Source organism: Sphingopyxis solisilvae, from assembly GCF_015475875.1.
Taxonomy (GTDB): Bacteria; Pseudomonadota; Alphaproteobacteria; order Sphingomonadales; family Sphingomonadaceae; genus Sphingopyxis; species Sphingopyxis solisilvae.
Map to the genome: position 1 here is coordinate 330,077 of NZ_JADKYM010000001.1, position 15,073 is coordinate 345,149.

Here is a 15,073-nt window from a genome sequence, read left to right on the forward strand (position 1 = left end):
GGCTTAGTGTGTAGGGGCTGCTCAAATTTTAGGCAATTTCGACGAAAGCTCCCGCCATGGCGCCGCTGCGGCCCATCCAGATCGGTAATATCACCATCGCGGATCCCGTGATCCTCGCGCCGATGACGGGCGTCACCGACCTGCCGTTTCGCAAGCTCGTCCGTTATTATGGCTCGGGGCTCAACGTTACCGAGATGATCGCGAGCCAGGCGGCGATCCGCGAAACGCGCCAGTCGATTCAGAAAGCGGCGTGGGACCCGGTCGAAGAGCCAGTATCGATGCAGCTGGTCGGCTGCACCCCCTATGAAATGGGCGAGGCGGCGAAGCTCAACGAAGACCGCGGCGCGTCGATCATCGACATCAATATGGGCTGCCCGGTGCGCAAGGTGACCAACGGTGACGCGGGATCGGCGCTGATGCGCGACCTGAAGCTTGCCGCGGCGCTGATCGATAGCTGTGTGAAGGCCGTTTCGGTGCCGGTGACGGTCAAGATGCGCATGGGCTGGTGCCACGACAGCCTGAACGCCCCCGAACTCGCGCATATCGCCGAGGATCTGGGCGCGAAGCTCGTCACCGTCCACGGCCGCACGCGCAACCAGATGTACCGCGGCGAGGCCGACTGGGGTTTTGTGCGCAAGGTCAAGGATGCGGTGTCGATCCCCGTCATCGTCAACGGCGACATCTGCTCCGCCGACGATGCGCGGACCGCGCTGGCGCAAAGCGGCGCCGATGGCGTCATGATCGGTCGCGGCGCCTATGGTCGCCCCTGGCTGCTCGGCCAGGTCATGGCGGCACTGCGCGGCGAGGGTGACCGGCCCGATCCCGGCCTCGACGAACAATATGACGTCATTACATCGCATTATCGCGCGATGATCGACCATTATGGCGAAGTGACCGGGGTCAATATGGCGCGCAAGCATCTGGGCTGGTACGTCAAGGGGCTGCACGGGTCGGCCGAGTTCCGCAACAAGGTCAACCAGATCCCGACCAGCCGCGGGGTGCTGGAGGCGCTGGAGGCATTTTACGGCCCGCATCTGACCAAGGCCGCTGCGTGACCGCTCTCACGTCGAGCATCCCGACGTTCGACCATGACGAGCTGATCCACTCGCACCCCGTACCGACCGTGTTGATTGACCGCGGCGGGGTGATCCTGTTCGTCAACGCCGCGGCCGAACAGCTTTGCAACGTCAGCCGCTCAGCGATGGTCGGCCGCGTTGTTTATGACGTCATCCAGATGGATCGCAGCTATCGCCAGCGCATGAGCGATGTGGCGACCGCCGCGCTGTTCGCGCATCGGGCCGAAATTTCGGTCGGCGGGCGCCGTTCGATTTTCGTCGATATGCAGATGGTCCCCTATGGTCACAGCGGACATCGCATATTGGCGTTGGTTCCTGCCACGAGCGATGCCGAATTGATGGGTGGCGCGATCGGGCGATCGGGCCGCGCCGCCGGTGCCGCGGCGTCGATGCTGGCGCATGAAATCAAGAACCCGCTGGCCGGGATCAAGGGCGCCGCGCAATTGCTCGCGCGCAAGACCGACGCCGGCGGCGAGCGATTCACGACCTTGATCTGCGCCGAAGTCGACCGGATTGCGACCCTGATCGACCAGATGGAGCATTTTTCGCGCGGACAGCCGATCGCCTGCACGCCGATCAACCTCTATCAGCCCATCCATCAGGCAATAGAAACCGCCCGCGTGCGCCAGTTTACCGGCGTCCGCTTTGTCGAGGATTTCGACCCTTCGCTGCCGATGGTGCACGGCAATCATGACGCCATGGTGCAGATTTTGCTCAATCTGGTCACCAACGCCTGCGAAGCGCTGGGCGGGCGCGACGACGGCGTGGTCCGGATCGCCACCGCCTATCGTCACGGACTTTCGATCGACAATGGCGACGGCCGCGGCCGCATCGCGCTGCCGATCGAGGTCAGTGTCAGCGACAACGGCCCCGGCGTACCAGCCGACATTCGCGGCGACCTGTTCGATCCGTTCGTGACGACAAAGCGCGAAGGTCGCGGCTTGGGCCTGGCTCTCGTCGCCAAACTGGCGCGCGACATGGGCGGGACGGTCCAGCATATGCGCGACGGCGAATGTACCCGCTTTCGCGTCCATTTGCCGGTGGCGTTGAAGGGACAGGCGGCGTGAGCGTGGAAAGGACGATATTGCTGGTCGAGGATGATCCCGCGATCGCGCTGATCATCCGCGAAACGCTCGTCGGCGAATGCCGCCGTCTTGTGTCGGTCGGCAGCGTCGCCGAACGCAATGCCTGGCTGGCCGATCATCGTCCCGATCTGGTGATCACCGATGTGGTGCTTCCCGACGGCGACGGCATCAATTCGCTGCGGATCGACGCTGCGATCCCGGTGATCGTCCTGTCGGCGCAAAATACGCTCGATACCGCCGTGCGCGCGACGGGGATCGGCAGCTATGACTATCTGCCCAAACCGTTCGACCTCGACGAACTGACCGCCAGCGTCCGCGCGGCTCTGCAGCGACCGGCGGAAACCGCTGCCGGCGGCGATCCTGCGCAAGCCGACAGCCATGGGCTGGTCGGCCGTGCGCCCGCGATGCAGGCGGTCTATCGCACCATTGCGCGCCTCGCGTCGAACGATCTGGCGGTGCTGATTCTGGGCGAATCGGGAACGGGCAAGGAGGTCGTGGCGCGGGCGATCCACGCCACGGGGCTGCGGCGCAGCGGACCATTTGTGGCGATCAACATGGCCGCCATCCCGCGCGAGCTGATCGAAGCGGAATTGTTTGGCCACGAAAAGGGCGCTTTTACCGGTGCCCATAGCCGCAGCGCCGGGCGGTTCGAACAGGCTGCGGGTGGCACGCTGTTTCTCGACGAGATCGGCGACATGCCGCTCGAGGCGCAAACGCGCCTGCTGCGCGTGTTGCAGGTCGGCGAATATTCGACCGTCGGCGGCAACCAGGCGCTGCGCGCCGATGTGCGGGTCATCGCCGCGACGCACCGCGACATGCGGACGCTGGTTGCCGACGGCCGTTTCCGCGAAGACCTGTTCTACCGGCTCAACGTGATCCCGGTGACCTTGCCGCCCCTGCGCGAGCGGCGCAGCGACATCGCCGCGCTGGTCCGTCACTTCGTCGAGGAGGGGCGCCGCGCCGGGCTGCCCGACCGCCAGTTCGCGCCCGACGCGATGCAATGGCTCGAACGCTATGACTGGCCGGGCAATGTGCGCGAGCTTGGCAATGTCGTGCAGCGGCTGGCGGTGCTTTCGCGCGACACGGTGGTGACCGTCCGCGACGTCGAGACGGTGTTGCGCGACAATGGCGAGAACGGCGCCGTCGCGGCACCCGCGGACCTGATCGCGCGCGCCGTCGACGACTGGACGCGCGAGCAACTGGCCGCGTCGGAAAGTGATGGCGATCTTCACGCCCGGCTCGAGGCGATCGTCGAAGCCGCGCTGTTCCGCCGCGTGTTGCGCGATGTGCGCGGCAACCAGCTGGAGGCGGCACGGCGGCTTGGCATCAACCGCAACACGCTGCGCAAGCGGCTGGGCCAGTTGGCGATCGACCCCTCGCAGCCCTGACACCGCCTTCATAGCCTGCCGCCGCGCCTGTTGATCGCGGGCAGCGCAGTTTGTGTGTTTTCTATGCAACAGGTTTGTCGTAGCGTGGCCACAATGGCGCTCACGGCTCCCCCTGCGACCGACACCGATTCTCCCGCCGATGACGCGCGTTCGGGTTTCTGGCGCTTTGCCGCGCCCGAATATTACACGCTCGCGCTGATCCTCAGCATCGGCATCGCAACCTATGCCTTCGTCACGGGCGATGCCCAAAGCGAGGAATTGCTCACCCCGGCGCTGGTCGCGGCGATCATGGTGGCCAATCTGGTGCCGGCGATGGCGCTGATCGTGCTGATCGGCAGCCGCATCGCGCGCGCCCGCGCAGTCCGATCGATGGAGGGCGGCAACGGACGGCTGCACGTCCGTCTGGTTGCGCTGTTTTCGCTGATCGCGGCGGCGCCGACGCTGTTGGTCGTGATATTTGCGTCGTTGCTGTTCCAGTTCGGGGTGGATTTCTGGTTCTCCGACCGGTCACGCGGGATGTTCGAAAATGCCGCAAGTCTTGCGGAAGGTTATTTTCAGGAAAACCAGCGTCAGGTCGGCGACAACACGATCGCAATGGCGAAAGACCTCGGCGATTTTCTCGATCGTACGTCGACGAGCGATCCTCGGTTTTCAAATTTTTATCTGCAGCAAGTTGTTGTGCGCAATCTGAACGAATCGGCCGTGATCGAGATGGGCGCCGATGGTGTTGCCCGTACCGCTGCGGCAATTGATCCTGACGATCGGGCTGCCGATAATCGCCTGACGCCGTTGATGATCAGCCGTCTTGAAGCGGGTGAACAGGTGGTGATCGTTCGCCAGCCGGACCGGATCGAAGCCGCGACCCGTTTGCCAGGTGCGCAGCGCGCCTATGTCTATGCCTCGCGCGATTTCAACGTGCCGGGGTTTCAGCAATCGATCCGCGCGGGCACGGTTCTCGCTGACTATAACGCACTATTCAACCGGTCCCAGCTGTTGCAGCTCCAGTTCAATGGAGCGCTCTACCTCGGCTCGCTGTTGCTGCTGGCGCTTGCGGTGGTTGCCGCCATCGTCGTCGCAGACCGGATCGTTCGGCCTTTGGGAACCTTGATCGGGGCGACGCGCACGGCTGCAGGCGGCGATCTTTCGGTGCGCGTGACGCCGCCCGTGCGCGACGATGAAATTTCGGTGCTGACCCGCGCCTTCAATCGCATGACCGAACAGTTGCAGGGTCAGACCGGCACGCTGGTCAGCGTCAACGAGCAGCTGGAGGCACGGCGCAGTTTTATCGAAGCGGTGCTGAGCGGCGTGTCGTCTGCGGTCGTATCGGTCGATCGCGACCACCGCATCCAGCTCGCCAATGCGGCGGCTGAGCGGTTGATCGGCCAGTCGGTTGACAGTCTGACCGGGCGCCCGCTGTCGGAGGTCGCGCCCGAACTGGCGCAACTGCTGAACGGCGAGGGACGCGAGGCGATCGTTCAGCTCGCGCGCGCCAACGCCGAACCCGCGACGCTTGCCGCCAAGGCGGTGGCGCAGGGTGACGGTTTTGTACTGAGTTTTGAAGATATTACCCAGCAGTTGCTCGACCAGCGCCGCGCCGCCTGGTCCGACGTTGCGCGGCGGATCGCACACGAAATCAAAAACCCGCTGACCCCGATCCAGCTCGCCGCCGAACGCCTCCAACGCCGTTTCGGCGACAAGGTCGAAGGCGACGCCGCGACGTTCAAGAAACTGACCGACACCGTTATTCGTCAGGTTCACGATATGCGGCGGATGGTCGACGAATTTTCCAGCTTTGCACGGATGCCCAAGCCGACTTTCGGGGTCGAGGATGTTCGCGACATCCTGCGCCAGTCGGTATTCCTGTTCGAGGTCGCAAGACCCGACATCCAATTCGCTGTAACCACGCCCGACCGGCTCGAACCGCTGGTCTGCGACCGGCGCCTGTTGTCGCAAGCGATGACGAACATTGTAAAAAATGCGGTTGAAGCGATTGAAGAAAAGCAAAAAAATACCGATGATGAAAATGTCGGCCATATCGACGCAACGATCGAAGTCGGCGAGGAGAGCGAACTGGTCATCACCGTTGTCGACGACGGCATCGGGTTGCCGCAGGCGCGCGATGCGATCGCCGAGCCTTATATGACGACGCGGCAAGGCGGTACCGGTCTGGGCCTCGCCATCGTCAAAAAGATCGTCGAGCAACATTATGGGGAACTGGAATTTTTCGATAATCCGGCGGGGCAGGGGACGTGCGTCAGGCTGACGCTGCACCCCGACCGCCTGCGCGCATTGGCCGGCACGGGTGAGGAAACGAGCACTGCGCGGGCAGAATCGGTTCCGGGGCGGCTCCGCAACCGGCAGGACAGAGAAGATTATGGCGCTTGATATTCTGATCGTCGATGACGAACGCGACATTTGCGACCTCGTCGCCGGCGTCATGGAAGACGAAGGTTATGAGGCGCGCACCGCCTCCGACAGCGATTCGGCACTCGAAGCTATCCGCCAGCGGCGCCCGTCGCTCGCGCTGATCGACGTCTGGCTTCAGGGTTCGCGGCTCGACGGGTTGGGGTTGGTCGAGGCGATCAAGGCGTTCGATCCGACAATACCGATTATCGTGATTTCCGGCCACGGCGGACTCGACACGGCCGTCGCGGCAATCCGGCGCGGTGCATTCGACTTCATCGAAAAGCCGTTCGAGGCGTCGCGCCTGCTGCATCTGGTCGCGCGTGCGACCGAGAATGAGCGGCTGAAGTTCGAATATGAGCAATTGCGTGAGAAGGCGGGGCCGTCGGACGAACTGACGGGGACCAGCGCGGCGATCAACAATGTCCGCGCGACGCTCAAGCGCGTTGCGGGGACCGGCAGCCGGGTACTGATCACCGGCGCCGCGGGGGTCGGCAAAGAGGTCGCCGCGCGCGTCCTGCACGGCTGGAGCGGACGTCACAGTGCCCCGTTCCGGGTCATCTCGTCGGCGCGAATGGATCCGGAGACGGTCGAAACCGAACTTTTCGGTTCGGAAGCGGACGACGGCGCGATCCGCGTCGGACTGCTCGAACAGGCGCACGGTGGCACGCTTTTCCTCGACGAAGTGGCGGACATGCCGCTGACCACGCAGGGCAAGATCCTGCGCGTCCTGACCGACCAGAGCTTTACCCGCGTCGGCGGCCGCACGATGATTCGCGTCGATGTGCGGATCATTTCGGGCTCGGCGCGCGATCTGATGGCCGAAATCGCCGATGGCCGCTTTCGCGAAGATCTCTATTACCGGCTCAATGTCGTGCCGGTCCATATCCCGCCGCTCCGCGAGCGCCGCGACGACATCGCCAGCCTGTGCGACCATTATGTTCGGCGCTACGCCGCCGACCGCCGCGTGCAACCTCCCGAGATCAGCGCTGAGGCGATGGCGGCGCTGCAGGCGCATGAATGGCCAGGCAATGTCCGCGAATTGCGCAATGTGATCGAACGCGTGATGATCCTCGCACCCAGCGACCGGCTGGCGCGCATCGACGCCGACATGTTGCCCGGCGAGCTCGTAAGGGGCGGCACCGATATTCTGCCCAATTCAGAATCGATCACCGCGATCCCGCTGAAAGAGGCGCGCGAGAATTTCGAGCGCGAATATCTGCGAATCCAGATCAACCGCTTTTCTGGCAACATCTCGCGCACCGCGGCGTTCATCGGCATGGAGCGATCGGCGCTTCACCGTAAGCTGAAACTATTGGGGCTGACCGAGAGTTCGGAGGGGGAAGGGTAAGGCTTTGCGCTAGACGTGCCGCACGCTTTGCCGCATATTGAGGGCGTCACGACGAATTTCGGAGCCGGAAAAACCGGTGCGTAACTGCGGCCCGGCCGCCAAAAACAGGAGGCAAATGTGTCCGATAAGAACCAGAATCTCCAAGATATTTTTTTGAATGCTCTACGCAAGAGCAAAACGCCGGTGACGATGTTCCTCGTCAAGGGGGTCAAGCTTCAGGGTATCATCACCTGGTTTGACAATTTTTCGCTGCTGCTTCGCCGCGACGGCCAGTCGCAGCTCGTGTACAAGCACGCCATTTCGACGGTGATGCCGTCGCATGATTTTGACCTGTCGCTGCTCGGCGGCAATATGCGCGATGCGCCCGCGAGCAAGGGCAAGGCCTTGCAGGACGTCTTCCTCAACGCCGTCCGCCGCTCGGACGAATCGGTCACGATGTTTCTCGTCAACGGTGTGATGTTGCAGGGCGATATTGTTGCTTTCGACCTTTTCTGCATGCTCTTGGAGCGCGAGCGGCAGGTACAGCTGGTCTACAAACATGCGATCTCGACCGTGCAACCGAACGGCCCGATCAACCTCACCGATAACGGCGAGGGTGACGGCGAAGCGGACGACGCCTGATCGCCACGATTATCGACAGCCCGGAAGAGGTGACGCGCGGCGCGGCGGCGCTGATCGTCGTGCCCGAATGGCATAGCCAGCGGTTGCCGCGCGACCTCGATGCGCGCGCGGAGGAGGCGCGCGGGCTCGCATTGGCGATCGGGCTGAACGTCGTGGCCGTCCACACGCTACGTCTGCGCCAAACGCGCGCCGCCACCTTGCTCGGCGTCGGCCAGATCGAGGCGATCACCCCCGATATCGAGAAATTCGGCGTCCAGCTGGTGGTCGTCGACGCGGCGCTCAGTCCGATCCAGCAGCGCAATCTCGAAACCGCCTTTGGTACCAAGGTGATCGACCGGACCGGCCTGATCCTGGAAATTTTCGGAGAGCGCGCGGCGACCGCCGAGGGGCGGTTGCAGGTCGAGCTGGCCCACCTCGATTATCAGGCGGGCCGCCTGGTGCGCAGCTGGACCCACCTCGAGCGCCAACGCGGCGGCTTCGGCTTCCTCGGCGGCCCCGGCGAAACGCAGATCGAGGCCGACCGGCGGATGATCCGTAACCGGATGGCGCGCATTCGCCGTAGCCTTGAAGATGCAAGGCGAACGCGGCAGCTTCAGCGCGCGAAACGACAGCGCGCGCCGTGGCCGGTGATCGCGCTGGTTGGCTATACCAACGCCGGTAAATCAACCTTTTTCAATCGCTTGACAGGAAGTGACGTCATGGCGGAAGACCTGTTGTTCGCCACGCTCGACCCGACGATGCGCGAAATCCGCCTGCCAGGGATCGACAAGGCGATCCTCTCCGACACGGTCGGCTTTGTGTCCGACCTGCCCACCGAGTTGGTGGCGGCGTTTCGCGCCACGCTGGAGGAGGTGACGACTGCGGACCTGATCGTCCATGTCCGCGATATCGTCCATCCGGACAGCGACGCCCAATATGACGACGTCAAGGCGATTTTAGACTCGTTGGGCGTCAACGGCCCGCAGGACGAGGGGGAAGGGGATGCGGCACCGGTTGTGGCGCAGATCGAAATCTGGAACAAGATCGATCTCGCCGACGATGAGCAGCGCGCGGTGATCGAGGAATTGGCGGCCCGCCGCGACGACGTGGCGGTAACCTCCGCCGAGACAGGCGAGGGCGTGGAAGCCGCGCGGACGCTGATGGCGGCCCGGCTGACCGCACTCCACCAGGTGCAGCGAATCTATGTCGCTTATCATGAAGGCGAAGCGGCGGCCTGGCTGCACGCCCGCGGCGAAGTGCTTGCCGACGAACCCGACGGCGACGGGCATGTCCTGACGGTCCGGCTCGACCCTGCCGACGCGGCGCGGTTTGCCCGGCAATGGCCTAGGAAACCGCCTCCGACGCCTTGACCGCGAGCCAATGCGCTTCCTGCTCCTCCAGCGACAGGCCGGCCAGGCTCCCTCCCGCGCGATCCTCCATCGCCGCAAAACGGCGGACGAATTTCATATTGGCATCGCGCAGCGCGCCTTCGGCGTCGATCTTCAAATGGCGAGCGTAGTTGACGACCGCGAACAACAGGTCGCCGACCTCCTCGTGCCGGGCGGCGTCATCGGGTGCCGCCGTGACTTCAGCGATCTCCTCGGCGATCTTGGCGCGCGGACCGTCGGTGTTCGGCCAGTCGAAACCAACGCGCGCGGCGCGCGACTGCAATTTCTGCGCACGCAGCAGGGCGGGCAATGACTGTGCGACGCTCGCCAAGGCGCTTTTCGCCCCGTCCGCGGCCCGTTCGTCGGCCTTGATTTGTTCCCATTGTTGACGAACGTCGTCGGTCGTCTTGTCACCGAAAATATGCGGGTGGCGACGCTCCATCTTGTCGGCGATCGCCGTGGCGACGTCGTCGAAGCCGAACAAGCCTTCGTCGCGGGCAATCTGGCTGTGAAAGACGACCTGCAGCAACAGGTCGCCAAGTTCGTCGCGAATGCCGGCCGGATCGCCGATGGCGATCGCGTCGGCGACCTCATAGGCTTCCTCGATCGTGTAGGGGACGATGCTGGCGAAATCCTGCGCCAGATCCCATTCGCATCCACCGTCGGGGTCACGGAGCCGAGCCATGATAGCGAGCAGGCGGTCGATGGGGGATTGCGGCGGGTTCACGACAGCTATTTATCCGATAATATATATTATGTTAAATTATGAGTCTTATGCAGGGTGGGGGTGATCCCCCGGCAATTGCAGCAAGGCCGATTACGTCACCATCTGCCAGGTCCGGATAACCAGAAACACCAACCCAAAGATCGCCACCCACGCCAGCGCCATCTTGAACCAGTCCGCCATGGGCAATCGCCGCGCGAGCAAGGAGCTCAGCACCAGCGTAAAGGCACCGACGAACCACAGCAATTGAACCGTCGTGTCACCGCTCATAATTGCACCTCCAGCCCGTCATAGCCCGGTTCGACACCCGGCGGCAATTCGGCCGCCAGATCGTCATAATCCATCGTGTTGTCCATGTGGGTGATAATCGCGCGGGGATTGCCGCATTTTTCGAGCGCTTCCAACGTCATCGCCAGATGCGGATGCGTCGGGTGCGGATAGCGGCGCAGCGCATCAATCACGAACAGGTCGACGCCTTGAAAAAAGTCCACCATTTCGTCCGTAAACTTCGAGAAATCAGTGGCATACCCAATTTTATGGACACCGTCGCTAAAGATCAGTCCGCTCGCTTTGATGGGACCGTGCGGCATTTCGATCGCAGAAACCTCGATCGGCCCGATCGATTGGTGATCCAGCAAGTCGATTGGATCGACCAGTGCCGGATAACCGGCATTTCCGGCAAAGGCATAGGTGAACCGCCATTTGAGCGTGTCAAGCACATGGCCGCGGGCATAGGCGGGTACCAGCGAACCGCGCAGGTGCATGATTTGGCGCAAATCGTCGAGACCGTGGCAATGGTCGGCATGCTCGTGCGTCCAGATGATGCCGTCGATGACGCCGACCCGGGCGTCGAGCAGCTGGAGCCGCATGTCGGGGCTGCTGTCGACGAGCAAGCGAAAGCCGCCGAGCGAGATCAGGATCGACGCGCGGCTGCGCAAATTGCGCGGATTGTCGGGGTCGCACTGCCCCCAGTCATTGCCGATGCGCGGAACGCCGGACGACGTCCCGCAGCCGAGAATACGGACCTTCATGGACACGGTGACGTCACGGCGCCGCCTTGTCGAACAGCCGATAGAAGTTTTCGCTGGTCGCCGCCGCCAATGCGCCTTCGTCCTCGCCGCGAAGCGCGGCCAGGTAAGCCAGCGTATCGGCAACGAATGCCGGCTCTCCCGTCTTGCCGCGGTGCGGCACGGGCGCGAGAAAAGGGGAGTCGGTTTCGATCAGCAGCCGCGCTTGCGGCAGCCATTTCGCGGTCGCCTGCAGGTCGGCGGCGCTTTTGAACGTCACAATACCCGACAGTGATATGAACAGACCAAGGTCGAGCGCCTTGCGCGCAAAGTCGTCGCTGGCGGTGAAGCAGTGGATGACCCCGGTAAAGGCCGCCCTCGCCATTTCCTCGCCGAGTATTGCCAGCGTATCGGCCTCGGCATCGCGGGTGTGGACGATGACCGGCAGCCCGGTGGCCTGCGACGCATGGATATGCCGACGAAAGCTGTCCTGTTGCCGCCCGCGGTCGCTCTTGTCGTAATAATAGTCGAGCCCCGTTTCACCGATGCCGACAACCCGCGGGTGCGCCGCGCGTTCGATCAGCTTGGCCGTATCGACGTCGGGATGATGGTCGGCGTCGTGCGGATGGATCCCGACACTCGCCCACACATCCGAATTGGCTTCCGCGGCCGCGAGCACGTCGTCCCATTCGCTTTCGCGTGTGGCGATGTTGAGCATTGCGGTCACACCGCGCGCCCGCGCACGCCCCAGCACCTCATCCTGCTGCTCGGCCAACCCTTTGTAATTGAGGTGACAGTGCGAATCGACGAGCATTACGCCTCCCCCGCTCCTTCGGGCAATTCGAGACGCGGAAACAGCGGGACCGGCTGGCCGACCGTGAAGCCGCTCGCGGCGAGCGCCGCAAACCAGTCCGCCTCCTCCAATGCGTCAAAGTCGCGCGCATCCGGAGCAACCCCCATCTGGTCAAGCAGCTTGTCCGCCGCGGCGGGAACCACCGGACGGATGGCGATCGCCAGCGCGCGCACCGCCTGGAACAGCGTCATCAGCACGGCGCGCATCCGTTCGGGGTCGCTCTTGCGCAGAGCCCAGGGTGCCTGCGTGTCGACATAGTGATTGCAGGCAAAGACGGCGCGCAGCCACTCTTCGATGCCGACCGAGAAAGCGAGCTGTTCGAACTCGCGCGGCAGCAGGGTGCGGCAGGCGTCGTCGACGATCGCCATCAACGCGCGATCATCCTCGTGCGACGCATAATCGCTCGACACAACGCCGTCCAGATTCTTGAAAATCATTGATAAACTGCGTTGCGCCAGATTGCCGAAACTATTGGCAAGGTCGGCATTGGCGGTGCGGACGATCGCTTCGGCGGAATAGGTGCCATCCTGCCCGAAGCTGACCTCGCGCAGCAGATAATAGCGCAGCGGGTCGACCCCGAACTGTTCGGCCAGCGCCATCGGATCGACGACATTGCCGAGCGACTTCGACATTTTTTCGCCGCGATTTAGGAGGAAGCCGTGCCCGAACACTTGCTTTGGCAGCGGCAAGCCGGCGCTCATCAGGAAGGCCGGCCAATACACCGTGTGAAAGCGCACGATATCCTTGCCGATCATGTGGATGTTGGCCGGCCAGAATTTGCCGAAATCGCCGTCCGTATCGGGATAGCCGAGCCCGGAGAGATAGGTCGTCAACGCATCGACCCACACATACATCACGTGACCGGGCGATCCCGGCACCGGCACCCCCCAGTCGAAACTGGTGCGCGAAACGCTGAGATCCTTCAGCCCGCCCTCGACGAACCGCAACACCTCGTTGCGACGGCTTTCGGGGCGGATGAAATCGGGTTGATCGCGGTAAAGCGCGAGCAGCCGGTCCTGATAGACGGACAGGCGAAAGAACCAGCTTTCCTCGACGGTCCATTCGACCGGGGTGCCCTGGGGCGAGAGGCGTATGCCCCCTTCCCCCTCCGCCAGCTCGCTCTCGTCGTAAAAGGCTTCGTCGCGCACCGAATACCAGCCTTCGTAGCGGTCGAGATACAGGTCGCCATTGGCTTCCATCGCGCGCCAGATCGCCTGCGAAGCCGCGTGATGCGCGGCGTCGGACGTCCGCATGAAATTGTCATAGCTGATATTCAGCTTGGCATACATCTCACGGAAATATTCGGACATTTCATCGGCGAGATCGATCGTCGCCCGGCCCTGATCGCGGGCGGTCTGGAACATCTTCAGCCCGTGCTCGTCGGTGCCCGTGACCATCCGGACATCGCGGCCGCGAGAACGCTGGAACCGCGCCATGACGTCGGTGGCGATCGCTTCATAGGCATGGCCGATATGCGGGCGGCCGTTGGGATAGCTGATCGCCGTGGTGATATAGAAGGGAGCTTTGTTTTCGGACATGGCCGCGCCTTAGCCGCTGCAGCGCGGCAGGGGAAGTATTCTCCCCCTCCCCTGTCAGCGCAATGGTTCCCGTGTGCGCGGGGCCAGTTCGGCAAGGCAATTTCCGATCTCGAACCCCACCATCGCTCCGTCATACGAGCCGCGGATCGCATCGCGGACCGTGCGCTGGACGCGCTCCCACTGCGCCAGCACCGGCGCGACATCGCTGGCAGATCGTTCGCGTGCGATGCGGGCAAGCAAGCCCGGGACGATGTCGATGACCAGTTCCAGGCGGGGGCGATTGCTGGTGCCGCCAACCTCGCGCGCCAACGCTTCGCGAAGGCGGTTTTCGGGATCGCCGCTCGCCGCAATCGCGAGCAGCTTCTTTTCCATCGCGGCGACATCGCTGTCGACCAGCGCCAGCGCCTTGCCGGGGACACCCCCTGCCGCCGCGACGATCGCGCGCACGTCGGCGATATCGAGCATCGGCCGCAATGCGTGCAGCCATGCGGTCATGACGTCATGCTCAACGGGTTGAAATCGCAGGATTCGGCATCGCGACCGGATCGTCGGCAACAACCGACCCTGCGAATGGCTGACCAGCAGGAACAGCGTCTTTGCCGGCGGCTCCTCCAGCGTTTTGAGCAACGCGTTGGCAGCGTCGGTTTCCAGATCGTCGATCGCATCGACAATGATAACCCGCCACTCGCCCAGCGACAGCGACAGGTGCAGGCGGCGGATCATTTGCCGCACCTGCTCTATCGTGATGTTACGCGCCAGATCCTTGCCCTTTTCCTTCACTTGCCGCTCGAGACGAAGGATTTCGGGATGGTTGCCGGCATCGACCAGTCGCGCCGCGATTTCGTCGCCGGGATCGTCGAGCGTGGTAACAGCTCCGGCGGCGCCCGCACGATGGGTGACGAGGAAACGCGCCGCGCGCGCGGCAAATGCCGCCTTGCCCATCCCCTGCGGACCCGCGAGCAGCCAGGCATGATGCAGCCGACCGCTGCGCCAGCCGTCGAGAAACGCGGCTTCGGGGCCCTGATGCCCGATCATAGCCATTCGGCCAGCTCCGCCATGATGGCCGCGGTCACGTCTGAGGCCGGCAAATCGGCATCGACCAGCCGCCACCGATCGGGTTCGGCGCGGGCCATTTCGGCAAAGCGGGTGGCCAAACGCTCCTGATAGTCGGCGGGTTTGCTGCCCATCCGGTCGGTTTCGCCGCGTTCGGTGACGCGGCGCGCGGCCTCGGCAGTGCTGACGGTCAGCAAGAACGTCCGGTCGGGGAGCAATCCCTGCGATCCGACACGGTGCAGCGCCATGACATCGGCATCGGTCAATCCGCCGCCGCCGCCCTGATAGGCGCGGCTGGAATCGACGAACCGGTCACACAGCACCCAGGCGCCGCGGGCAAGCGCGGGCACGATCGTGCGCGCCACATGGTCGGCGCGCGCGGCGGCGAAGAGCAACGCTTCGCTACGCGCATTCCAGCGGTCGTCGCTGCCTTCCATGAGCAGTGTACGGATCGCCTCAGCACCGGCGCTGCCGCCCGGCTCGCGCGTTGCCACCACCTCGATGCCGTGCGCCGCGATAGCGGCGGCGAGCGCGCGCAGCTGGGTCGATTTGCCGACCCCTTCTCCGCCCTCCAGCGAAACAAAGCGTCCGCGCGTCACGCCCGAGG

General features: G+C 63.8%; 14 protein-coding genes. 7 read left to right on the forward strand and 7 right to left on the reverse strand.

Going from position 1 to position 15,073, the window contains the following annotated elements; translation table 11 throughout:
- Positions 1 to 56: 56 nt before the first annotated feature.
- The 7 genes from dusB (at position 57) to hflX (ending at position 9,273) form a co-directional block, all read left to right on the forward strand.
- Positions 57 to 1,055, forward strand: a complete 999-nt coding sequence (dusB, locus tag IR187_RS01695; RefSeq protein WP_194952961.1) for a tRNA dihydrouridine synthase DusB — start codon at positions 57 to 59, stop codon at positions 1,053 to 1,055.
- Complete coding sequence (locus IR187_RS01700; protein ID WP_194952962.1) at positions 1,052 to 2,143, forward strand: two-component system sensor histidine kinase NtrB; 1,092 nt, start codon at positions 1,052 to 1,054, stop codon at positions 2,141 to 2,143. The genes dusB and IR187_RS01700 overlap by 4 nt, the downstream gene beginning before the upstream one ends.
- A complete protein-coding gene (locus IR187_RS01705) occupies positions 2,140 to 3,549 on the forward strand; it encodes a sigma 54-interacting transcriptional regulator (RefSeq protein ID WP_194952963.1) in 1,410 nt (469 codons plus the stop codon). Before IR187_RS01700 ends, IR187_RS01705 begins: the two co-directional genes overlap by 4 nt.
- Before the next feature lie 93 nt (positions 3,550 to 3,642).
- Positions 3,643 to 5,934 (forward strand): sensor histidine kinase, encoded by a 2,292-nt coding sequence (locus IR187_RS01710; protein WP_228765444.1) that lies wholly within the window; start codon positions 3,643 to 3,645, stop codon positions 5,932 to 5,934.
- On the forward strand, positions 5,924 to 7,303 hold the full coding sequence (ntrX, locus tag IR187_RS01715; RefSeq protein ID WP_194952965.1) for a nitrogen assimilation response regulator NtrX: 1,380 nt from the start codon (positions 5,924 to 5,926) through the stop codon (positions 7,301 to 7,303). Before IR187_RS01710 ends, ntrX begins: the two co-directional genes overlap by 11 nt.
- Before the next feature lie 84 nt (positions 7,304 to 7,387).
- Positions 7,388 to 7,924, forward strand: a complete 537-nt coding sequence (gene hfq, locus IR187_RS01720) for an RNA chaperone Hfq (RefSeq protein ID WP_194953040.1) — start codon at positions 7,388 to 7,390, stop codon at positions 7,922 to 7,924.
- 8 nt (positions 7,925 to 7,932) lie between these two features.
- The gene (gene hflX, locus IR187_RS01725; RefSeq protein WP_194953041.1) at positions 7,933 to 9,273 is read left to right on the forward strand and encodes a GTPase HflX; all 1,341 of its coding nucleotides are present in this window, start codon (positions 7,933 to 7,935) and stop codon (positions 9,271 to 9,273) included.
- Here hflX and mazG read toward each other — a convergent pair.
- From mazG to tmk, 7 genes are all read right to left on the reverse strand, one after another.
- The gene (gene mazG / locus IR187_RS01730; RefSeq protein ID WP_228765445.1) at positions 9,248 to 9,976 is read right to left on the reverse strand and encodes a nucleoside triphosphate pyrophosphohydrolase; all 729 of its coding nucleotides are present in this window, start codon (positions 9,974 to 9,976) and stop codon (positions 9,248 to 9,250) included. The two genes, hflX and mazG, sit on opposite strands and share 26 nt — an antisense overlap.
- Positions 9,977 to 10,108: 132 nt before the next feature.
- Positions 10,109 to 10,285 (reverse strand): hypothetical protein, encoded by a 177-nt coding sequence (locus tag IR187_RS01735; RefSeq protein WP_194952967.1) that lies wholly within the window; start codon positions 10,283 to 10,285, stop codon positions 10,109 to 10,111.
- On the reverse strand, positions 10,282 to 11,046 hold the full coding sequence (locus IR187_RS01740) for an MBL fold metallo-hydrolase (protein WP_194952968.1): 765 nt from the start codon (positions 11,044 to 11,046) through the stop codon (positions 10,282 to 10,284). Before IR187_RS01740 ends, IR187_RS01735 begins: the two co-directional genes overlap by 4 nt.
- A 13-nt stretch (positions 11,047 to 11,059) precedes the next feature.
- Entirely contained in the window at positions 11,060 to 11,836 is a 777-nt protein-coding gene (locus tag IR187_RS01745) for a TatD family hydrolase (RefSeq protein ID WP_194952969.1), read from the reverse strand.
- Complete coding sequence (gene metG, locus IR187_RS01750; protein WP_194952970.1) at positions 11,836 to 13,413, reverse strand: methionine--tRNA ligase; 1,578 nt, start codon at positions 13,411 to 13,413, stop codon at positions 11,836 to 11,838. The genes IR187_RS01745 and metG overlap by 1 nt, the downstream gene beginning before the upstream one ends.
- Positions 13,414 to 13,467: 54 nt before the next feature.
- Complete coding sequence (locus tag IR187_RS01755) at positions 13,468 to 14,454, reverse strand: DNA polymerase III subunit delta' (protein WP_228765446.1); 987 nt, start codon at positions 14,452 to 14,454, stop codon at positions 13,468 to 13,470.
- Positions 14,445 to 15,065 (reverse strand): dTMP kinase, encoded by a 621-nt coding sequence (gene tmk / locus IR187_RS01760; RefSeq protein ID WP_194952971.1) that lies wholly within the window; start codon positions 15,063 to 15,065, stop codon positions 14,445 to 14,447. Before tmk ends, IR187_RS01755 begins: the two co-directional genes overlap by 10 nt.
- Between the last annotated feature and the right edge of the window lie 8 nt (positions 15,066 to 15,073).

Coding starts and splice junctions, on each gene's coding strand:
- IR187_RS01745 (WP_194952969.1), bottom strand. CDS start 11,836: ATGCTCGTCGATTCGCACTGTCACCTCAATTACAAAGGGTTGGCCGAG.
- IR187_RS01755 (WP_228765446.1), bottom strand. CDS start 14,454: ATGGCTATGATCGGGCATCAGGGCCCCGAAGCCGCGTTTCTCGACGGC.
- IR187_RS01735 (WP_194952967.1), bottom strand. CDS start 10,285: ATGAGCGGTGACACGACGGTTCAATTGCTGTGGTTCGTCGGTGCCTTT.
- ntrX (WP_194952965.1), top strand. CDS start 5,924: ATGGCGCTTGATATTCTGATCGTCGATGACGAACGCGACATTTGCGAC.
- mazG (WP_228765445.1), bottom strand. CDS start 9,976: ATGGCTCGGCTCCGTGACCCCGACGGTGGATGCGAATGGGATCTGGCG.
- dusB (WP_194952961.1), top strand. CDS start 57: ATGGCGCCGCTGCGGCCCATCCAGATCGGTAATATCACCATCGCGGAT.
- IR187_RS01710 (WP_228765444.1), top strand. CDS start 3,643: ATGGCGCTCACGGCTCCCCCTGCGACCGACACCGATTCTCCCGCCGAT.
- metG (WP_194952970.1), bottom strand. CDS start 13,413: ATGTCCGAAAACAAAGCTCCCTTCTATATCACCACGGCGATCAGCTAT.
- IR187_RS01740 (WP_194952968.1), bottom strand. CDS start 11,046: ATGAAGGTCCGTATTCTCGGCTGCGGGACGTCGTCCGGCGTTCCGCGC.